Origin of the sequence: Polymorphospora sp. NPDC050346 (assembly GCF_040655695.1) — a bacterium.
GTDB classification, from domain to species: Bacteria; Actinomycetota; Actinomycetes; order Mycobacteriales; family Micromonosporaceae; genus Polymorphospora; species Polymorphospora lycopeni.
Genome location: NZ_JBFAKM010000003.1, coordinates 225716 through 246994 on the forward strand (window position 1 = coordinate 225716; position 21279 = coordinate 246994).

General features: G+C 68.4%; 14 protein-coding genes. 9 read left to right on the forward strand and 5 right to left on the reverse strand.

The window, feature by feature from the left end:
• Window positions 1-4 precede the first annotated feature (4 nt).
• Window positions 5-1201 carry a peptidoglycan DD-metalloendopeptidase family protein gene (locus AB0I42_RS05405; protein WP_357534418.1) on the reverse strand — a complete coding sequence of 399 codons (1197 nt, stop codon included), beginning with the start codon at window positions 1199-1201 and terminating at the stop codon, window positions 5-7.
• A gap of 494 nt (window positions 1202-1695) precedes the next feature.
• On the opposite strand from AB0I42_RS05405, the gene AB0I42_RS05410 reads away from it, so the two are divergent.
• The gene (locus AB0I42_RS05410; RefSeq protein ID WP_357534419.1) at window positions 1696-2997 is read left to right on the forward strand and encodes a peptidoglycan DD-metalloendopeptidase family protein; all 1302 of its coding nucleotides are present in this window, start codon (window positions 1696-1698) and stop codon (window positions 2995-2997) included.
• A gap of 118 nt (window positions 2998-3115) precedes the next feature.
• Here the strand turns inward: AB0I42_RS05410 and AB0I42_RS05415 are convergent, their stop codons facing one another.
• From AB0I42_RS05415 to AB0I42_RS05425, 3 genes are all read right to left on the reverse strand, one after another.
• Complete coding sequence (locus tag AB0I42_RS05415) at window positions 3116-3988, reverse strand: RNA polymerase sigma-70 factor (RefSeq protein WP_357534420.1); 873 nt, start codon at window positions 3986-3988, stop codon at window positions 3116-3118.
• Window positions 3985-4566, reverse strand: a complete 582-nt coding sequence (locus tag AB0I42_RS05420) for a carboxymuconolactone decarboxylase family protein (protein ID WP_357534422.1) — start codon at window positions 4564-4566, stop codon at window positions 3985-3987. The genes AB0I42_RS05415 and AB0I42_RS05420 overlap by 4 nt, the downstream gene beginning before the upstream one ends.
• A 131-nt stretch (window positions 4567-4697) precedes the next feature.
• Complete coding sequence (locus tag AB0I42_RS05425; protein ID WP_357534424.1) at window positions 4698-6041, reverse strand: carbohydrate-binding protein; 1344 nt, start codon at window positions 6039-6041, stop codon at window positions 4698-4700.
• Between the two features lie 237 nt (window positions 6042-6278).
• On the opposite strand from AB0I42_RS05425, the gene AB0I42_RS05430 reads away from it, so the two are divergent.
• The 5 genes from AB0I42_RS05430 to AB0I42_RS05450 all read left to right on the forward strand — a co-directional run bounded on the left by AB0I42_RS05430 (window position 6279) and on the right by AB0I42_RS05450 (window position 10063).
• Window positions 6279-7688 (forward strand): helix-turn-helix transcriptional regulator, encoded by a 1410-nt coding sequence (locus AB0I42_RS05430; protein WP_357534426.1) that lies wholly within the window; start codon window positions 6279-6281, stop codon window positions 7686-7688.
• Window positions 7685-9016, forward strand: a complete 1332-nt coding sequence (locus AB0I42_RS05435; RefSeq protein ID WP_357534428.1) for a helix-turn-helix transcriptional regulator — start codon at window positions 7685-7687, stop codon at window positions 9014-9016. The genes AB0I42_RS05430 and AB0I42_RS05435 overlap by 4 nt, the downstream gene beginning before the upstream one ends.
• Before the next feature lie 210 nt (window positions 9017-9226).
• Window positions 9227-9523: a hypothetical protein gene (locus AB0I42_RS05440; RefSeq protein WP_357534430.1), complete on the forward strand. Its 297-nt coding sequence runs from the start codon at window positions 9227-9229 to the stop codon at window positions 9521-9523.
• Window positions 9524-9548: 25 nt separating this feature from the next.
• On the forward strand, window positions 9549-9737 hold the full coding sequence (locus tag AB0I42_RS05445; protein WP_357534432.1) for a hypothetical protein: 189 nt from the start codon (window positions 9549-9551) through the stop codon (window positions 9735-9737).
• Entirely contained in the window at window positions 9722-10063 is a 342-nt protein-coding gene (locus tag AB0I42_RS05450) for a hypothetical protein (protein ID WP_357534434.1), read from the forward strand. The genes AB0I42_RS05445 and AB0I42_RS05450 overlap by 16 nt, the downstream gene beginning before the upstream one ends.
• 267 nt (window positions 10064-10330) lie before the next feature.
• Here the strand turns inward: AB0I42_RS05450 and AB0I42_RS05455 are convergent, their stop codons facing one another.
• Window positions 10331-12148: a BTAD domain-containing putative transcriptional regulator gene (locus tag AB0I42_RS05455; RefSeq protein WP_357534436.1), complete on the reverse strand. Its 1818-nt coding sequence runs from the start codon at window positions 12146-12148 to the stop codon at window positions 10331-10333.
• A gap of 669 nt (window positions 12149-12817) precedes the next feature.
• On the opposite strand from AB0I42_RS05455, the gene AB0I42_RS05460 reads away from it, so the two are divergent.
• The 3 genes from AB0I42_RS05460 to AB0I42_RS05470 are packed head-to-tail and all read left to right on the forward strand — an operon-like array spanning window position 12818 to window position 21277.
• Window positions 12818-17929, forward strand: coding sequence for an amino acid adenylation domain-containing protein (locus tag AB0I42_RS05460; RefSeq protein ID WP_357534438.1), 5112 nt, complete (start codon window positions 12818-12820; stop codon window positions 17927-17929).
• 38 nt (window positions 17930-17967) lie between these two features.
• Window positions 17968-18198, forward strand: coding sequence for an MbtH family protein (locus tag AB0I42_RS05465; protein ID WP_357534440.1), 231 nt, complete (start codon window positions 17968-17970; stop codon window positions 18196-18198).
• A complete protein-coding gene (locus AB0I42_RS05470) occupies window positions 18188-21277 on the forward strand; it encodes a beta-ketoacyl synthase N-terminal-like domain-containing protein (RefSeq protein ID WP_357534442.1) in 3090 nt (1029 codons plus the stop codon). Before AB0I42_RS05465 ends, AB0I42_RS05470 begins: the two co-directional genes overlap by 11 nt.
• Window positions 21278-21279: the final 2 nt, after the last annotated feature.

Consider the following 21279-nt stretch of genomic DNA (forward strand, 5'->3'; position numbering starts at 1 on the left):
CCCGTCAGCACCAACCGTTGATCGGGCCGTTCACCCCGGTCCACAGGTAGGCGTCGGTCACCCAGGTGCCGTCACTCAGCCGGTTCCAGAGGCTGGTGGTGCCATACCGGCCGGCGTGCGAGGTGCCGTTGGCGGAGCAGGAGACGGTGACCGTGGCGCCGTCGCCCACCGTTCCCCGAACGGCATAGCCGGTTCCGGGTCCGGACCGCTTGTTCACCGTGCCCCCGCCGTTGGCGTCGACGACCGCCTGGTTGAAGCCCAGCGCCCCGTAGTTGTAGACCGCACCGCCGGCGCCTCTCCAGGTCGAGCCGTGCCGGGCGCCACCCTGGTAGGCGGAGGCGCCGTTCTCGAACGCCCACTTGCCGAGGCCGTGGCCGGCGATGCTCACGTACGCGCTGTTCTGCCGCAGCCCGAAGTGGACGTGCCGGCCGGACGCCGCACCGCCGCAGGTGACATCGGTGCCCGTGTAGCCCAGGTAGGCACCCTGGCCGACGGCGGCGCCGTTGACCGAGATGCTGCTCCACAGGTGGTAGTAGTCGGTGGAGTAGCCCCGGTCGTGGATCACCCGGATCCACCCCGTGCACATCGTGTACGCCGTGCCGGCCCGCGCCGCGCGGACCACCTGGTCGCCGCCGGCCAGGTCGATCGAGCTGTACGGCGTCTCGTAGCCGCCCCAGCCGTGCGGGCCGCTGGTCAGCGTCCACGTCTGGCCGACGGCGAACGGCAGGGCCATCCCGGTCCGGTAGTCGCCGCCTGCCTGCATGGTGGTCGGGGTGCTCGTGAAGACCGCCTTCTCCTGCTTGTTCACCAGCGGCGACTCGGCGGCCAGCGCACTGAACCCGGCTTCGCCGTCGAAGTTCACCCGCCACGTCCCGGCCTCGGCACGGGCGATGAAGACCGCGCCGGTCGGGTGGACGTCCTTCTCGTGGGAAGTGACGGCCACGGCCGTACCGAAGGCCCACTGGCTGTTCTTGCGGGTGACGGTCACGCGGGTCTCGGAGCTTTCGGCGTGCTCTGCCGCGGAGCTGCCGGCGTGCTTCGCCGCCTCGGCCTCGACCTGCCCGCGCAGCTTGGCGGTCACGGCGTCCTCGACGCTCATCCGCACCGGGTGCGACGCGGTAGCGTGCGCGGCGGTGCCCGAGACCAGGAGTTCTGTCGCCAGCAGTGCTGCGGCGACGCTGGTCCATCGTCTGATGTGCACCATTGACGACCTCTTTCGAATCGAAGGGCATCGCTAGGTTGTGCTGACGATAGACAGGTCGACGAACATTGTCTACATGTTGACCATCGGCAGTGAAGGTATATTTCGCGCGCTCGCACCACCACCGACACCACAACCCGGGGCCGACGCCGCCCCGCCCGAGCCGCCGCACCAGCTGGATCGACCACGACGGTGACCCGCCCGTCATCGAGGGCATCCCGATCCAGCTCCAGGTCGAACACCTGCCCGGCGCCCTGAACCCGCTCAATCCCGCGAGTCAACCAGCCCGGGGCACTCCCCCGGCTCCAAAGCGGCGAAGTACAGCCGCCAATCGCTGGCAAGCCGTGTCGGAACGGCAGACCGATCCGCGGAAGGGCATTGGCGTTCTTGACAGTCTCGGTCTCGTTGGGACATTCTCTGGCCAGGTCGCGCCCGACAGTCCGTCCCACAAGGGCGTACATACACAAGTTCGACCCTCCACTCCACCCACGAACATGGAGGTCACTTTGCGTCGCCATATCGCAGCGAGCCTGGCTGCACTTGTCGCCGGGCTCGGAGTCATGACTTCTCAGCAGTCTGCGCATGCCGGCAGTGGCGCACCGTTCAAGCTGCCTTACCGGGCTGGACACGCGTACACCATTACCCAGACCCCGGGGAGCGGCTTCTCCCACAATGACGCCTATAACCGGCATGCCGTTGACTTCGCCATGGCGCAAGGAACCCCGATCGTGGCCTCGGCGGCTGGCATCATCCACTATGCGGGGTGGAGCGCCGGTGGCGGTATCATCGCGCTAATCGACCACGGCAACAATCGCTGCTCTCAGTATGCCCATCTCAGCGGCACCACTGTCAGCAAAGGGAATAGGGTGGCCCAGGGGCAGCAGATCGGCACTTCCGGCGCCACTGGAAACGTGACCGGTCCGCATCTGCACTGGAATGTCGTCTACTGCGACTCCCAGGTCAGCCGCGAAATCCCCAATACGGTGGAGGTCGGCACCAACTACCCCACCGGTACCAGACCGGTAAGCCAGAACCGCCTGTCCACCGGCCTACCGGGGGCCGACGGTGAACGAGTGTCCGACTTCAGTGGTGACGGTGCCGCCGATGTCCTGGGTGTCGATGCGAGCGGAAATCTCTGGTACTACCCACACAGCGGCGCCGGCCTCGCCACCCCGGTCAAGATCGGACACGGCTGGTCGACCTTCAAGCACGTGATGGCCGCCGACTGGAGCGGTGACGGCGCCGCCGACATCCTGGGTGTCGACTCGTCCGGGAAGCTGTTGTACTACCCGAACAACAACTACAAGCTCTCCGGCCCTACACAGATCGGGCACGGCTGGTCGACCTTCAAACACGTGATGGCCGCGGACTGGAGCGGTGACGGCGCCGCCGACATCCTCGGCGTCGACGCGAATGGAAACCTCTGGTACTACCCACACAGCGGCGCCGGCCTCGCCACCCCGGTCAAGATCGGACACGGCTGGTCCAGCTTCAAGCACGTGATGGCCGCGGACTGGAGCGGTGACGGCGCCGCCGACATCCTCGGCGTCGACGCGAGCGGAAACCTCTGGTACTACCCACACAGCGGCGCCGGCCTCGCCACTCCAGTCAAGATCGGACACGGCTGGTCAACCTTCAGACACGTCATGGCCTCGGATTGGAGTGGCGACGGCGCCGCCGACATCCTCGGCGTCGACGCGAGCGGAAACCTCTGGTACTACCCACACAGCGGCGCCGGCCTCGCCACCCCGGTCAAGATCGGACACGGCTGGTCCAGCTTCCTGCACGTCATGTAACAACCGAAACCTCGGCGGGTCGGCGCGGGGTCCCGGACACGGTGCCCCGGCCGACCCGCCCGGCCACATCCGCCCCTGCTATGCGCAGGGAAAACCGAACTTGTTCGACGGACCGGGTTCAGCGACTGAGCGACACCTCCTGCAGGATCCGCGAGAGCTTCTCGGGGTTGCGGACGGTGTACATACCGGTGACCAGTCCCTCCACGACCCGCACCGACATGACGCTGTCGATCTCCCCGTCCAGCCGGAGCAGCAGCGCCGACCAGCCGTTGACCTGGACCAACTCCGCCGACAACCGGTCGGCGACGGTTGCCAGGCCGGCCGTCATCAGGCGAGCCACCTTGTCGGCGCCGATGACCGGGCGCGGCATCGCCTGCTTCACGCCGCCGCCGTCACCCAGTGCGACCACGTCGGGCGCCAGCAGGTCGACGAGGCCCTGGAGATCGCCGGTCTCGATCGCCCGCTGGAACGCCTCGAGCGCTCCCCGGGCCTCGGCCGGGGAGGCCGCGCCGCGGGGACGCCGCTCGGCGACGCGGGTCCGGGCCCGGTGCGCGATCTGTCGCACCGCGGCGGGCGTCTTGCCCACGGCCTCCGCCAGTTCGTCGTATCCGAGATCGAAGACCTCGCGCAGCACGAAGACCGCGCGCTCGGTCGGGGTGAGCGTCTCGAGCACCAGCAGCATCGCCGTCGACAGGCTGTCGGCCAGCTCGACGTCGTCGGCGACATCGGGGCTGGTCAGCAGCGGCTCCGGCAGCCACGGACCGACGTACTCCTCGCGCCGCCGGATCAGGGTCCGTAACCGGTCGAGCGCCTTACGCGTGACGACCCGGACCAGGTAGGCCCGCGGGTCGCGCACCTCGGCCTGGTCGACGCCGGCCCACTTGAGCCAGGCCTCCTGTACGACGTCCTCGGCGTCGGCGGCCGAACCGAGCATCTCGTAGGCCACGGTGAACAGCAGGCTCCGGTGCCGGAGGAACGGGTCCCCGCTCACGTGTGTGCGACCTTGTTGGCCAGGGGCTGCAGGCCGCATGTCGCGGCGTACTCCTGCGAACGGATGCCGAGGGCGACGTTGGCGCGGGCGGTGAGATTCATGACGCCCACCCGGGCCGTCAGTTCCAGCACCCCGGCAGCGCCCAGGTCCTTGAGCAGCGCGGCGGTCATGTCGTCGGTGACCGTCACCGGGGTCTGGCACATCGCCTCGGCGTACTCCATCACCCGACGCTCGACCGGCGTGAACATCGAGGACTCCCGCCACCTCGGGACCTCGCGCGCCTTCGCCTCGTCCAGTCCCTTGTTGTGGGCCTTGAAGTAGTGGAGGTCCAGGCAGAAGCTGCAGCCCACCTCGGCTGCCGCGGCCATGGTCGCCAACGATGCCAGGCCACGGTCCATCCGGTCCCACTTCTCGGTACGGCCGCCGAACTTCATCATGTCCTTGAAGACGCGCGGGTGGTGCCACATCACCTCGGCGCCTTCCGGCACGCCGCCGACCATCTTGCGCATCGCCACCTTCAGCAGGGCGCCATAGAGGCCGGTGATCTTCGTGCGGGGAACGCGGGTTGTACTGGTCATCGTCGTCTCCTTGTCGCCGGTGTGACATGAAGACGCCGGCCGGCGCCGCCCTGTGACAACACGCCGCCACGCCGTGACGGGTCCGGCCACCTGGTCGTGGTCGGACCCGTGCTTCCGAAAGGCGATTCGGTCTACAGACGCTGCCAGAGGGCCGGTACGTTCGGCGGTTCCCAGCCGACGAGGGCGGTGTGCCCCTGCAGGCAGCGGTAGCTGACTCCTCCGTAGGTGACGGTGGCGCCGGTGGCGTAGACGCTTCCGGCTTGCCACGTGGTCCCGCCCGGCGGGTTGGAGGTCGGCGGCGGGGTCGTCGGCGGGTTGGAGCCTGAGGTGACCAGGGTCAGCCCGTAGGCGGCGAGGATCGGGTTGACCGGCTGGAAGTACATCGTCCCTCCGGTGCGGCAGTTGCCCGATCCGCCGGAGGTGACCCCTTGGGCCTGATTGCCGGAGAGCCAGGAGCCACCGGAGTCCCCCGGCTCGGCGCATGCGTTGGAGCGGGTGACGCCGGAAACCGTGCCCTCCGGGTAGGTCACCGAGGTGTTCTTCTGCTGGATGGTGCCGCAGCGCCAACCGGTGGTCGATCCCGAACGGCAGACGGCGGCGCCGACCGCAGCCTCGGTGGAGCCTGCCACGGCGACGGTGCCGCCGGCGTAGTTGTTCACCAGGCCGCGCGGGGTGTTGCCTGCGTCGACCTGCACCCAGGCGTAGTCACGACCCGGGAAGGTGGAGCCTCGGTAGGTGCCTGACGGCTGGGTGGTGCGGGTCCCGGTCCGACCACAGTGTCCGGCGGTGACGAAGCCGCCGTTGACCGAGAACCCGATCGAGCAGCGGCCGCCTCCGCTCATGTAGTACGCGTTGCCGCCGATCACGTCGATGTAGGTCCTGGGGTCCTCGGTGGTCACCTCGACCCGTACGGCCGCCGGGTCGACCCCGGCGGCGAGCGCGAATGCCCGTGCGGCCTTCAGGCCGGCAGCGTGTGTGAGCACCACGACGGTGTTTTCGGTCGTGTCCGCGTACCAGACTTTGACGGTGGACGGCGCCTTGGCGCTATGCGCGTCGAGTCGGGCCACGTGTGCGTCGAGTTGCGCTTCGCTGCGGAGTACCCGGGTGGGCACGGCGCCGAGAGCGCGGACGGTAGCGGCATCGGCCTCATCGGTGACGCCGACCGTCACCGTTTTCCCGTCACGGGAGATCCAGGTGCCGCCGTAGCGGTTGCCCAGGCTGGTGCGCAGCACCTCCTGGACTCGGCTGGCCTTTTCGTCTGTGGTGAGCCGGTCGCGGGCCTGTGCCGGCGTGAGTCGCAGGTCGCGCTGGAGTGCGGCGAACATCTCCGGGGCGACGCCCGCGGGTGCGGGTACCGCGCCATCGACGGGGCGCAACTGGGGTGCGGTGCCTGCGTTGGCGTGCACGGTGATTCCCAGGACCGCGATCATCGCGGCCCCGATGCCGGCCGCCAGGGCGACCTTTCGTCGGGCCATTGTGAGCTCCTCGGATGTGGGTTCGCTGACGTCGCGGAAGCGGAACCACGACGCCTGCTACTCGGGACTTAACACCTGTTATGTTGCTTGTGGCGGGAACAGTAAGGGAACCTTACCGATGCGTCAATAGCCCGGCGTCAATCACTCGAAGGTTCGGGAAGGGGCAGCGGAGCTCTGACCCGCCGGCACCTGCGCCCAAACCGGCCGTCCGGCTAAGGTGTCGGGCAAGGAGGTGGCATGGCGACGGAAGTCGACAGAGGAGCCGTCGCGCGCTCGCGTGCCACCCCCGCGCCGGGATCCGGTGCCACGAGTACGGCGCCGGACGGAAGCGCTCGCAGCGGCGACGATCTCGGGGCTCCGCCGGAGAGTTTCGGCGCCCGGATCCGGCGGCTGCGCCGGGCGCTCGGGCTCACCCAGCAGCAGCTGGCCGAACCGCGTTACAGCCGCGCCTACCTCGCGGCACTGGAGGCGGGGGTACGCATCCCCACCGACGAGGTACTGCGCCACCTCGCCGCCCGGCTCGACACAGATCCCGACGACCTGCGCTACGGCCGGCCGCCCGGTGTCGCCGTCGCACTCGTCGGCGAGTTGAACGAAAGCCGACGGGCGCTGTCCCGGGGGAGACTGGACAGCGCCGCTGCCACCTTGCTCCGCGTCCGCGATCAGGCCGAACGCTACGGTCTGGTCGAGCTGGCCGGCTGGGTCGGCTACTACACCGCCGAGATCCAGTTGCACCGGGGCGAGACCACCACCGCCGCCCACCATTACGAACAGCTCGCCACGGACCTGCCCGACGGAGCCACGGCACTGCGTGCCGCAGTGGTGAGCCGGCAGGCGTACTGCCTGTTGATCGGTGGTGCCGCCACCCGGGCCGTCGCGTTGCTGGAGGGGGCACTACGGACGCTGCGCGACAGCCCGGCCGCCGATCCCGACGCCGAACTACGGTTGGCCAATGCCCTGATGTACACCTTCCTCGAGCTTGACTGGCGCGACCGTGCCCGCCGGTTGGAACGGCAGGCGCTGCCGCTGCTGTCCCGGGTGGACAACCAGGAGTGGGTGGCCCAGTTCTACGCGGTTGCCGGGCAACTGCGCCGCAGCGGCGACGAACTCGATGAGGTCGAGCGGTACCTGACCGAGGCCGGCCGCCGCTACGTCGAACTCGGCCTCACCCGGGAGCTGGCGCTGTGTCACTGGGCCCGGGGCTACGTACTGCGCCGCGCCGGGCGGCCGGGCGAGGCAGTGGCCGAACTACGCAGGGCCCGCGACATCCTCGGTGATGTCGGTGCCGTGCAGGACCAGGCCGGCGCCACACTGGAAATGGCCGAGGCGCTGCGTCAGGTGGGCAGCCTTGACGAGGCGTACGAACTCGCGACCGTCGCCGCCGCGACCAGCCTGGCCAACGGTCACGCGGAGGGAATGGCCGAGGCGGACCGGTTACTCGGTCGGGTGGCCGCTGTCCGGGGCGAGCGGGACAACGCCGAGCGGCTGCTGCGACGGGCCGCAGACCGCTACGAGCAGGCGGATCTGATGGCAGACGTGGTGTCCTGCTGCCGGCAACTCGGCGAACTCCTGCTGGAGTGGGGTCGACTCCAGGATGCCCGCGAAGCGTTCCAGCGGGGACTACGCGCCGCGGAGCGGCTGCGGTGAGTACGGAAGTCGCCGTACCGGACCGAGACCCGGCCACGCTCGGCCTGCGGCTGCACGCGTTACGCACCGCGCGCGGCCTCACCCAACGGGAGCTGGCCGAACCGCGCTACACCGCGGCCTACGTCTCGTCCGTGGAGAGCGGACGGCGGATGCCCTCCGGTGACGCACTCACCCATTTCGCCGACCGGCTCGGCGTACCGGCCACCGAACTGGCCACGGGACGCTCTCCCGCCGAGGCCGTACGGGCAGACCTGGCACTGACCGAGGCGGACCGCACGGCCGCAAGCGATCCGGCCGGGGCGGAACACGTCTACCGGCGAGCGGCGACCGGCGCCGACGATCCAGGACAGGTCGCACGTGGCTGGCTCGGGCTGGGCCGGCTCGCACTGCTCCAAGGGGATCCACAGACCGCCGAACGCCACTTCGAACGGGCCGAGCCACCAGAGGGTTCCCCGCCGTGGCTACGCGCCGACGCCACGGCCGGGCGGGCCGCCGCGCTGCGGCAACGAGGCGAACACCGGTATGCCGCGTACCTACTTGCCAACACTCGGGACGACCTGGTTCGGGCCGGACTGCCGGATCCGATCGCACTGCTCGTCCTACACACCGAACTCGCGGTCTGCCACGGAGAACTCGGCGACGAGGACGCCGCCGCGAGCGCCGCCGAGACGGCGCTGTCGCTCGCCGGGTCACCCGATCCCGACCATGTCACCGCACTGCACCTGACCGTAGCTCGCACACTGCTGGACGACGGCCAGCTCACCGCCGCCGCCATCGCCGCCGAACAGGCCCGACAGGCGATCCGCCAGGCACTGCTCCGGGTCGAGCTGGCCTTCTGCCACCGAGCCCGGGGCCGGGGTCGATGGACAGCCGGCGACCCGGTGGGCGGGGTCGCCGACCTCACCATCGCACACGACATCCTGACTTCGGCCGCCGCCACCGAACCAGCGCTGGACACCGGCGTGGAACTGGCCGAGGTGTACCGGGCGGTGGGCCTGCCGGACCAGGCGACGCCGCTACTCGACGCGGCACTCACGGCGGGCGGTGACGGCCCGCGGGTAGCCCGGGCCGCCCGGGTACTCGGAATGCTCGCCGCCGACGCCGGCGACGCCGACAGCGCGCACCGTCACCTACGGGCCGCGGTGGCCCACTACCACCGGACCGGGCCACGACACGAACTCGCCGCCACCACCCTGCTTCTAGCCAACCTGCTCGAGAAACAGGGTCGGGCGGACGAGACTCTCGACATACTTCGCACCGCGCTGGCCAGGGTGGAGCAACTCGCCGCGGAGACCGGCACGGGCACCACCACCACCTCGGCGAGGTAACCGACCGCGGCCACCGCCGCTGTCCGCTGTGCCACCAAGAACTGGGAGCACAGGCTTTCCCGGGCCCTCCTGAAGTGACCCCCTGGGACCGGACATCTCCTGACTTGGCATCCTGCCGAGGAGGAGAAAACTACCCCTGGGTGGCGCGGGCGTCAGCGGGTTGTCCACTGGTGACAAAATCGTCGTCTCTCTCCACGGAAGGTGGTCATGGTGACTGGTGTTGAGGTGATCATCGCTGCCCTCGTGGCAGGTGCCACGGCAGGTTCCACGGACGTGGCCAGGACGGTGATCGCTGACACGTACGGCGGGTTGAAGAACCTGTTGCGGGGTCGCCTCGTCGGACGTCCGCAGGCACAGGAGGCTCTGGAGGCGCGCGAGGTCGAGCCGGGCCGCTGGCGGGCGGTCCTGGGTGACGATCTGGCTGACAGCGGCGCGGACACCGACGAGCGGATCCTCGCCGCGGCGCGGCGCCTGCTGGAACTGGCGGACCCGAACGGGGGGGCCTGACTCTTCTCGCCGGGCGGGGGTGCCGGTGGGTCAGACGGCAGAGTTCAACTGGGACGGCAGCGCTGTCTACCCGGGTACGTCGCGCAAGTCCTGGGTTCACGTGCCGGCTCAGTACGACCGGTCGCAGCCCGCGTCGCTGATCGTCTTCCTGGACGGACAGTGGTACCTCGATCCGGAGGGCGAGGTCCGCGCGCGGTCGTGCTGGACAATCTGATCCACAGCGGCGACATCCCGGTCACCGTCGGCCTGTTCGTCGACCCCGGCGTCCTCGCGGACACGCAGAATCCGAAGAACCGCAACATCGAGTACGACGCTTTCGACGACCGCCTGGTCACCTTCCTGCTGACCGAGATCATCCCGCAGGTCACGCAGCGCTATTCGATCACCGACGCCCCGACCGATGGGGTATCTGTGGTGGCAGCAGCGACGGGAACGGCGCCTTCACCGCCGCGTGGCAACGCCCGGACAAGTTCCGGCGAGCGATCTGCTTCTTGTCCAGCTTCGTGCAGATGCCCGCCGGCAACCCCTACCCGGACCTGATCCCCAGCGTCCCCCGCAAGCCGCTGCGGATCTTCATGCAGGCTGGCCACCGAGACCTGCACTGGAACGCCCGAACGAAACTGGCTCGCCAGCAGTCTGCGCGTCGCCGCTGCCTTGGCCGAAGCCGGCTACGACTTCCGGCTGGTGCTCGGCGACGGAGGCCACAGCCCCAACCATGCCGGCGTCCTTCTTCCGGACGCACTGCGCTGGCTGTTTGCGCCGCCCAAGAGGTGAGCCTGGCTACTTTTCTCGTCCGCCGAGGGCTAGTCAGAGGTCTCGGGCGAACAGGCGCACCAATACTGATAGGCCGCACCGGCCGTCGGGCCGGCGCTGCACGAGTTCGGCGTCGCGGAGCAACCCGAGCAGATGCGCCGCCTGGGCAACCGGTACCCCGGCCAAGTCCGCGACATCGCGCAGATCGAATGCCGCCGGTTCTACCGCGCCCAGCAGCCGAAACAGCCGGGCGGCTGCCTGGCCGCCCGGCTGTCTCCGCAGCTGTTCGTAGCTCGCCTGTAGACGGCTACGTAGGTCGAGGTCGTCCTGATGGAGGACGTCCAGCCGGTGCCGTTCGTCGGCAAGCTGCTCGGCCAGGTCGTCAAGCGACTCGTCTGGCCGTGCGGCCAAGCGGGCGGCGGCCGCCCGGATGGCGAGCGGCAGGTAGCCGCAGCAGGCGACGATCCGCCCGGCGGTGCTCGGCGCGCCTACGGCACGTTCCTTGCCGACGAGCCTAATCAGCAGCTCAATGGCCTCGCCCTCGTCGAGCCGGTCAAGCCGCATCCGTACAGTGTCCAGGGTGCACATCGATTGGCGGCTGGTGATCACAACGGCTGTAGGCGGGCGGGCCGGGATGAGTGGGCGGACCTGGTCGACGTCGTTCGCGTTGTCCAGCACCACCAGCAGCCGGCGTCCGGCCACGAGCGACCGGAAGTAGGCGGCGGCCTCGTACCGGTCGGCGAACATTCTTGATGGGCGCGGATCGAGCGCGCCGATCCACCGGTTGAGCACATCGAGCGGACGCTGTGGCGCGTGATTCGCCTCCGTACCGCGCAGGTCGACGTAGAGCTGACCGTCGGGAAAGCGGGTGGCGAGTTCGTGCGCCACGTGCACGGCGAGCGTCGATTTGCCCGTGCCGGCTGGTCCATGGATGGCCGTTAGCACGATGTGTTGCGTGTGGGTCCGACCTAGTTCGGCGGCGAGCAGCCGGGCCGGCTCGGCCCGCCCGGTGAAGGCTGCGCTGTCCATTGGCAGCTCTGCCGGTGCCGGCAGGCGGCACGACCGGGCCACCGCCCGGTTGCGGTCGCCGCGCCGCGGGCTGTCCGGTGGTTCGCCGGTCAGGATCCGACCGTGCATCTGCTGGAGGTTTGCGCTGGGCTCGATACCGAGGTCCGCCGCGACCCGCTGGCGGAAGTCCTGATAGGCCGCCTGCGCTTCGACGACCCGGCCGGCCGCGTGAAGGGCATGCATGAGCTGGCCCCGCAACCGCTCGCGCCAGGGGTGTTCGGACACCAGGAGCCGCAGCTCACTGATGGCCGCGGCGTACCCGCCGAGGTCGAGCCGGACCTGGATGCGCTCCTCGATAGCCGAGAGCCGCTGCTCCTCCAGCGCGGGCACGATCTCCCGCAGGCCGGGCGCTTGTACGTCCGCCAGCGGCGCGCCACGCCACAGCGCGATCGCCTGATCGAACAGGTCGAGAGCCTGCTCGGGTTCCTCGGATGCGCGGCTACGCGCAGCGGCGAGTAGCGTCTCGAAGCGGCTGAGATCGAGCGCCTGGGGCTCGGTCTGCAGCACGTACCCCGGCGTCTGTGTGACGATCGGCTGCGCCTGTACGGCGGGCGGCTGCGACCGTGTCTCGGCAAGACGGTCGCGCAATACCCGGCGGAGTCGACGAACATGATTGTGCAATGTGACCCGGGCCGAAGCCGGTGGGGCATTTCCCCAAAGCTGATCGATCAGCCGCTCGACTGACACCACCTGATTCGCCTGCAGCAAAAGGGCCGCCAAAAGTGCCCGTTGCCGTGGGGCGGTAATTGGTATGACCTGGCCATTTGCGCGAACCAGCAACGGCCCCAGAATCGCGAAGTCCAATATGCTGCCATCACCCCCTCTCGTGCGGCACGGACTGGATGGTTCGCCATGCGGCCACCCATCACCAGACTAAGCGTCATCAACGAAATCAGCGAGATCTTTCGATGACCGAACAGATCTGGACCGAACCTGGGCCCGACGGTTGACTGATCGAGCAATGGCAGAAATAAGCATTGAGCTGGGACGATTCCGGGATTCGGTCACCCAGTGGTCATATCACCAGTATTACTATGCCACGTTTCCACATAGAGCGGTAGCTATCAGATCGAGTTCACCGGCGCCGCGTTCGGCCGTCGACCCGGGCCAGGTCCCAGACAGCGAGAGGTGAAAAATCAGCAAGGCGACAAGGTCGGATAAATACTGCATTAGGGATTAGGTCAAATAAAAGGCCATAACAACTCTGGCAGTCTCTTTATGACCGAGGCACGCGGGTGGCTCATCGCTCCGCTAGCCGGCTACCTCATAGTCCCCCTCTTACCCCGCCGATCGGCACCAAACCACTGACACGGCGGCAGAAATGGGCCTTTACCTGCGTGGCTAGCGTTCCGCTATCCAGTTGCTAGCGGACGCCTGGATCATCCCGGACAGGCCCGCCTCGGCCAGTCGGCGGCGATGGCCGGCGAGTCCGCATGGCACCCGGAACCTTCCGGACAGGGGAGCACAATGTCGGTGAACGACCTCGTCCACATCAGCAACAACCATGAAGACGTCCATTGGGACACCATTTTTGATTTTGTGTTGCCGGAATTGTTCGAACGACAAGTCGCCACCCGACCACACACACCCGCCATCACCTACAACAACCAAACCCTCACCTACACCCAACTCAACACCCGCGCCAACGCCATCGCCGAAACCCTCCACGAACACGGCATCCAACCAGAGGAACCAATCGGCGTCTGCCTCCCCCGCAGCATCGAACTCATCGCCACCCTGCTCGCCATCACCAAAACCGGCGCCGCCTACCTCCCACTCGACCCCACACACCCACCCGCCCGCATAAACCAGCTCACCCAACACGCCAACGTCAAAACCATCATCACCACCAGAGACAACACCACCCCACTACCCCCACACACCACCATCATCCACACCGAAGACCTCCCCACCACACCCACCAAACCACCCCAACCCTGCCCCGCCACCCCACAGAACCTCGCCTACATCCTCTACACCTCCGGCTCCACCGGCCAACCCAAAGCCGTCGCCGTACCCCACCGCGCCATCACCCGACTCGTCACCCACCAAACCCACATCACGATGGGACCCCACCAGAACTACCTACTCCACTCACCCACCACCTTCGACGCCTCCACCTTCGAAATCTGGGCCCCCCTACTCAACGGCGGCCAACTCACCATCGCACCACCCGGCCAACTCACCACCCCCGAACTCCACCACCTCATCACCACCCACCACATCAACACCCTCTGGCTCACCGCCGGCCTATTCCACCTCATCATCGACGACGACCCCACCATCCTCACCCCCATCCAACAACTCCTCACCGGCGGCGAACCCGTATCACCAACCCACGCCGAAAAAGCCCGCCAACACCTACCCAACACCCAAATAATCGACGGCTACGGACCCACCGAAACCACCACCTTCGCCACCTGCCACCCCCTCCCACCACACCAACCCATCACCGGACCCATCCCCATCGGCACCCCACTCAACGGCACCGAAACCCACATCCTCGACCACCACTGGCAACCCACCCCACCCGGCACCACCGGCGAACTCTTCATCGGCGGACCCGCCCTCGCCCGCGGATACCACAACCAACCCCACCTCACCGCCGAAAAATTCATCCCCCACCCCACCAAACCCGGCCAACGCCTCTACCACACCGGCGACCTCGTCCGCCAAACACCCGACGGCACCATCCACTACATCGGCCGCACCGACCACCAAATCAAAATCCGCGGCCACCGCATCGAACCCGCCGAAACCCAAACCACCCTCCAAACCCACCCCGACATCACCACCACCCACATCACCACCCACCACCACCCCCACCGCGGCCCCCAACTAACCGCATACGTGATTCCCCGCGATCTCAAACGCATTCCCGGTGCGAACGAACTGCGCGACTTCCTGCGCCAGACGCTGCCCGACTATCTCGTGCCGACCCAGTACGTCGTACTCGATGCGCTGCCGCTCACGCCCAACGGAAAAGTCGACAGCGACGCCCTGCCCGCGCCGGACGCGCTACGCACACGGCGCCCGTACGTCCCGCCGGCCACCGAGACCCAGGACGGGATCGCCCGGATCTTCGCGGAGATCCTGCAGTTGGAGCGGGTTGGGGTGGACGAGGACTTCTCCGAACTGGGCGGCCATTCGTTGTTCGCGATGCAGGTCGCCAGCCGGGTGCGGAAGGTCTTCGGGGTGGCGCTGACCCCGGCCCAGGTCTTCGGCAACCCGTCGGTGTCGGCCCTGGCCGACCAGGTGGAGCAGGCACGCGGGAAGCCGTCCGTCCCGGCGATGCCGGTGCTGACCACGCGCTCACGCCAACCCCACGAACCCCTTTCCTGGCAGCAGGAGCAGGTGTGGTTCCTCGCCAGCCTGGCGCAGGAGCATGGCGCGTACCGGGCACAGGCGTCGGTGCGAATGCACGGCACGCTCGATGCCGACCTGCTGGACCGGGCGCTCGCCGAGGTGGCGGTCCGGCACGAGATCGTCCGCACGGTGTTCGGGGAGACCGACGGTCAGCCGTATCAGATCGTTCAGGACCCGTCACCGGTGCGGGCCACCCGGTACGACCTCACCGACATACCGCCGCAGGACCGACCGGCGCGGGCACACGAGGTGATCGCCCACGAACTGAAGCGGCCGTTCGTCCTGTCCCGGCTACCACTCATGCACTGGACGCTGATCCGCCACGATGAGCAGGAATACGAGCTGGTGCTGGTCGAGCACCACCTGGTCCACGACGGTTGGTCATTCACCATCCTGATGCGTGACCTGGAGTCGGCGTACCTGGCGTTCCGACTCGGCAAGCCCACGCCGCTGCCCGCGTCAGCCATCCAGTACGCCGACTACTGCCGGTGGCAGCGGGAGACGATCGACGCGCCCGCCATGCGCGCACAGCTGGACTTCTGGCGCACACGCCTCGCCGACCCGCCGGCACCGGCCACTCTGCCGCCGGATCGGCCCCGGGCGAACACACAGACCTTCCGTGGCGACCTGCTCCGGGCAGAGTTGCCCGCCGCGCTCGCGTCGAAGGTGCGCAAGTTCGCCCGCGACAACGGCGCGACGTTGTTCATGACGCTGCTCGCCGGCTTCGTGACGCTGCTGCACCGGCACACCGGGGAACGGGACATCTGCCTGGGTTCGGGATTCGCCAACCGTCGCCTACGGGAAACCGAAGACCTGGTCGGCATGTTCGTCAACACGGTCGTGCTCCGGGTCGGGCTCGCTGGCGACCCGTCGTTCCAGGAATTGCTCCTGCGGGTACGCGACGTCGCGCTGGAAGCCTCGGCGAATCAGGAGTACCCGTTCGTGCGGCTGGTCCAGCTACTGAATCCGAGCCGTGACAGCACCGGCAACCCGTACATCCGGACGTTGTTCAGCTTCAACGACTCGCCACTGACCGAGATCAACCTCGCCGGGACGCCGGGCACGGTCTTCGAGCGACACAACGGGTCGGCCAAGATGGACCTGAACGTGATCGCGGTGCCCCGCGCTGAACGTCAGCTGGGCGAGACCGGCCACGTGGACAACCGGATCACGCTGCTGTGGGAGTACAACGCCGACATCTTCGACAAGACCACGATGCGTCAGGCCGTCCGGAGCTACCTGCGGTTGCTGGAGTCTGCCGTCACCACCGCAGCCACGCCGATCTCACAGCTGGACTGGCTCGACGACGAGCAGCGGCGGCTGCTAGCCAGTTGGTCGTCGCGGTCGCCGGTGCCAGACGACGCCTTTGATTTTGTGTTGCCGGAATTGTTCGAACGACAAGTCGCCACCCGACCACACACACCCGCCATCACCTACAACAACCAAACCCTCACCTACACCCAACTCAACACCCGCGCCAACGCCATCGCCGAAACCCTCCACGAACACGGCATCCAACCAGAGGAACCAATCGGCGTCTGCCTCCCCCGCAGCATCGAACTCATCGCCACCCTGCTCGCCATCACCAAAACCGGCGCCGCCTACCTCCCACTCGACCCCACACACCCACCCGCCCGCATAAACCAGCTCACCCAACACGCCAACGTCAAAACCATCATCACCACCAGAGACAACACCACCCCACTACCCCCACACACCACCATCATCCACACCGAAGACCTCCCCACCACACCCACCAAACCACCCCAACCCTGCCCCGCCACCCCACAGAACCTCGCCTACATCCTCTACACCTCCGGCTCCACCGGCCAACCCAAAGCCGTCGCCGTACCCCACCGCGCCATCACCCGACTCGTCACCCACCAAACCCACATCACGATGGGACCCCACCAGAACTACCTACTCCACTCACCCACCACCTTCGACGCCTCCACCTTCGAAATCTGGGCCCCCCTACTCAACGGCGGCCAACTCACCATCGCACCACCCGGCCAACTCACCACCCCCGAACTCCACCACCTCATCACCACCCACCACATCAACACCCTCTGGCTCACCGCCGGCCTATTCCACCTCATCATCGACGACGACCCCACCATCCTCACCCCCATCCAACAACTCCTCACCGGCGGCGAACCCGTATCACCAACCCACGCCGAAAAAGCCCGCCAACACCTACCCAACACCCAAATAATCGACGGCTACGGACCCACCGAAACCACCACCTTCGCCACCTGCCACCCCCTCCCACCACACCAACCCATCACCGGACCCATCCCCATCGGCACCCCACTCAACGGCACCGAAACCCACATCCTCGACCACCACTGGCAACCCACCCCACCCGGCACCACCGGCGAACTCTTCATCGGCGGACCCGCCCTCGCCCGCGGATACCACAACCAACCCCACCTCACCGCCGAAAAATTCATCCCCCACCCCACCAAACCCGGCCAACGCCTCTACCACACCGGCGACCTCGTCCGCCAAACACCCGACGGCACCATCCACTACATCGGCCGCACCGACCACCAAATCAAAATCCGCGGCCACCGCATCGAACCCGCCGAAACCCAAACCACCCTCCAAACCCACCCCGACATCACCACCACCCACATCACCACCCACCACCACCCCCACCGCGGCCCCCAACTAACCGCATACGTGACCAGTCCCGAGCCGGACCGGGCCGGACTCGTGGCGGAACTGCGCCAGTACGTGGCCCAGCTGCTGCCGGAGCACCTGCGTCCCACCGATTACGTCGTGCTCGACGAACTACCGCTCACGCCCAACGGGAAAGTCGACAAGGCCCGGCTGCCAGACCCGGCACCGCCGGTCACCCCCGAGGCCGCCGTACCACCCACCACGTCCATGGAGCACCTGGTCAGTGAGGTGTGGGCGGACGTGCTCGGCTTTCCCGACTTCGGCGTCACCGACAACTTCTTCGACATCGGCGGGCACTCACTGCTCATCGGCCGCGTGCGTAGCCGACTCAGCGCCCGACTGGAGCGCACCGTCCCGATCGTCGCGCTGTACGAACACCCGACCGTCCACGCCATCGCCCGGTACCTGTCCTCCGACGACGCGTCACGCGGCGCGGATCACGACAGCCACCAGGAACGGGACAGCCAACGGGATCGGGCCGTCCGGCGCCAGCAGCACCTCGCGGAACTTCGCGGCCGCCGCATCACCGGCTGAGCAACGCAACCCACAACCCGGACCGGAGGAGATCCGCCGTGTACGACGACGAGGACGACGACCGCACGTTCGTGGTGGTCCGCAACGACGAGGAGCAGTACTCGATCTGGCCGCAGGAACGGGATCTGCCGCCGGGCTGGGTGGACGTCGGGGTCGCCGGCCCGAAGACGGTCTGTCTGGGGCACATCCGCGAGGTCTGGACAGACCTGCGCCCGAAGAGCGTACGCAGGTTGGCTGCACCGGCCGGGACGGAACCGCATGTCGAGTGACGCCGATTCCACCGGGCTGGATGTGGCGGTCGTCGGCATGGCGATCCGTGCACCGGGCGCCGGCAACATCGCCAAATTCTGGGACAATGTACGTCAGGGCGTAGCGACGATCTCCCGCTTCACGCCCGCCGAACTGGCCGGGGCCGGAGTGCCAGCTCATGTGTACGAGCGGCCGGACTACGTGCCCGCGGCAGGTGTGCTGGCCGGTGCGGACGTCTTCGACGCCGCGTACTTCGGCTATTCTCCACGCGACGCGCGCCTGCTCGACCCGCAGCAGCGGGTGTTCCTGGAGTGCGCCGGTGCGGCATTGGAGGACGCCGGGTACGGCGCCCGTCAGCACCGGGGCCCGGTCGGCGTGTACGCCGGCGCGAGTGCCAGCACGTACCTGCTGCGTTACCTGGTGCCCCGCGCGGATCTGCTCGAGCAGGTCGGGCTGTACGACATGCTGCTCGGCAACGACAAGGACTACCTGGCCAGCCGTACCGCCTACCACCTGGACCTGGACGGGCCGAGCGTGACCGTGCAGACGTCCTGTTCGACGTCGCTGGTCGCGGTGCATCTGGCGATGCAGGCCCTGCTCGGGCACGAATGCGACCTGGCGCTGGCGGGCGGAGTCAGCGTGTCGTTCCCGCAGCGGCGTGGCTACCTGCACCGGGCTGGCGACATCTTCTCCGTCGACGGCCGCTGCCGGCCGTTCGACGCCGAGGCGAGTGGAACCGTACGCGCCGACGGCGTCGGCCTGGTCGTGCTCAAACGGCTGGCCGAGGCGATTGCGGACGGTGACACCGTGCACGCGGTCCTCAAGGGATCGGCGGTGACCAACGACGGCTCGGCCCGGGCCGGCTTCACCGCGCCCGGCGTCGCCGGCCAGGTCGCCGCCATCCGGGCGGCACAGCAGGTCGCGGGCGTACCGCCGGAAACCATCGGGTACGTCGAGGCGCACGGCACGGCCACCGCGACCGGCGACCCCATCGAGTTGACCGCGTTGACCCGCGCTTTTGCCGCCGCTACGCGGCCCGGTACCTGCGCGCTCGGCTCGCTGAAGGCACTGGTGGGGCATATGGACGCGGCCGCCGGCGTCGGCGGTCTGATCAAGGCGGTGCTGGCAGTACGGCACGGCGTGCTACCACCGAGCCCGTATTTCGTCCGCCCCAACCCAGCCGCGGAGCTGGCCGGCAGCCCGTTCTACGTCAACGCCGAACCGCTGCCCTGGCCGGGTGCGGGGCATCCGCGACGGGCCGGGGTGAGCTCGTTCGGCCTCGGCGGTACCAACGCCCACGTCGTGGTGGAGCAGGCGCCTGAGCCGGCACCCAGCGGGCCGAGCCGGCCCGAGCAGGTGCTGGTGTTGTCGGCGCGGACCGCCGAGGCGCTCGCCGCCGCCCGGGCCGAGTTGGCGGCGCATCTGCGTGCCCGCACCGAGACCGATCTAGCGGACGCCGCGCACACGCTTCAGGTGGGGCGCCGCGCCTTGCCGCACCGGCTGGCGCTTGTCTGCCGTGACACCTCCGAGGCGGTCGACCTGCTCACCGACGGCGGCGCCGGTTGGGTTGGGTGTGAGGAGACGACCGAGCGGTCCGTGGTGCTGATGTTTCCTGGACAAGGCGCCCAGTACCCCGGGATGGGCGGCGAACTGTACCGTGCCGAGCCGGCTTTCCGGTCTGCCGTGGATAAGTGCGCGGACCTGCTGGCGGTCCGGCACGATCTGGACATCCGACGGGTGCTGTACCCCGGCGGGCAGGACGATCCGGAGCTGCTCGACCGCACCGTGTATACCCAGCCGGGCCTGTTCGTGGTCGAGTACGCCCTGGCCCGACTCTGGATGTCCTGGGGTGTTCGGCCGTACGCGTTGGTCGGCCACAGCATCGGCGAGTACGTGGCCGCCTGCCTGGCCGGTGTGCTGAGCCTGGTGGACGCGCTGGACGTGGTCGTCGCCCGTGGGCGATTGCTGGAGGCGACGCCGCCGGGACGGATGCTCGCGATCAACCTGGCCGCGGGTGACGTCGAGGCGCGCCTGGAGCCGGATCTGGGGATCGCGGCGAGCAACGCGCCCCACTGGTGCACGGTCTCCGGGCCGGCGGAGGCGGTGGCACGGCTGCGGGACCGGCTGGGCGCCGAGGGCGTGACGTGCCGGCAGCTGCGCACCGCCCGGGCGTTCCACTCGCCGATGGTGGAGCCGGCCCTCGCCGGTTTCGCCGAGGCGCTCCGACGGGTCACGCTGCGACCGCCTCAGGTGCCGGTGGTCTCGAACGTGACCGGCGGCTGGCTCGGCGCCGACGAGGCGACCAGCGTGGACTACTGGGTGCGTCAACTGCGCCAGCGGGTCCGTTTCACCGAAGGTATCGAACTGCTGCTGCAGCGGGACCGACAGTTGCTGCTCGAGGTCGGTCCCGGCGACACGCTGCGGACCCTCTGCGCGGGTCACGATCTCGCGGCTGGCGGCCACCTGGTGCTCACCTCGTTGCCGCACCGCCGCGACCGAACGCCGGAGACCACGTTCACGCACACCACACTGGGCCGGCTCTGGCTGGCCGGTGCGGCGCTGAACTGGTCGGGCTACCGGGAAGGCGAACGGCGGGGCCGGATTCCGCTGCCTACCTACCCGTACGCGCGGGAGCGCCACTTCGTCACCGAGATGGAGCAACCGGCTGCCACCCGGGTCGGGCAGACCGGGCAGTTGGCCGCCGCCGTTCCGGCCGCACACCCAGCCGTTCTGGCAGCGGACCGCAGCGCCGGTACGGCGGGCCAGCCGGCACTGGACGCGGACGTGCGGCAGGTGATCCGGGCGATCTGGCAGGAGGCGCTGGGGATACCGGAGATCGACTTGCACGACGACTTCTTCGCGCTCGGTGGCCATTCGCTGCTGGCCACCCGAGTGGTCGCCCAGATCCGCGACTTGTTCCGCGTCGACCTGGGCCCGGACGCGGTGTTCGATGCGCCGACGGTGGCCCGACTGTCGATCGTGGTGGAGAAGCTGACCGACCGGGTCGAGCCGCTCGTTCCCGAGCTGGCTGCCGAACTGGATGGGCTGACGGCCGAGCAGATCCGGGCCGAGTTGGCCGGTGAGTGGGTGAAGGAGTGATG

Bases quoted from the DNA above. Each gene is read 5' to 3' on its own strand.
- AB0I42_RS05410 (WP_357534419.1), top strand. From the start codon at position 1,696: ATGGAGGTCACTTTGCGTCGCCATATCGCAGCGAGCCTGGCTGCACTT.
- AB0I42_RS05420 (WP_357534422.1), bottom strand. From the start codon at position 4,566: ATGACCAGTACAACCCGCGTTCCCCGCACGAAGATCACCGGCCTCTAT.
- AB0I42_RS05425 (WP_357534424.1), bottom strand. From the start codon at position 6,041: ATGGCCCGACGAAAGGTCGCCCTGGCGGCCGGCATCGGGGCCGCGATG.
- AB0I42_RS05430 (WP_357534426.1), top strand. From the start codon at position 6,279: ATGGCGACGGAAGTCGACAGAGGAGCCGTCGCGCGCTCGCGTGCCACC.
- AB0I42_RS05470 (WP_357534442.1), top strand. From the start codon at position 18,188: ATGTCGAGTGACGCCGATTCCACCGGGCTGGATGTGGCGGTCGTCGGC.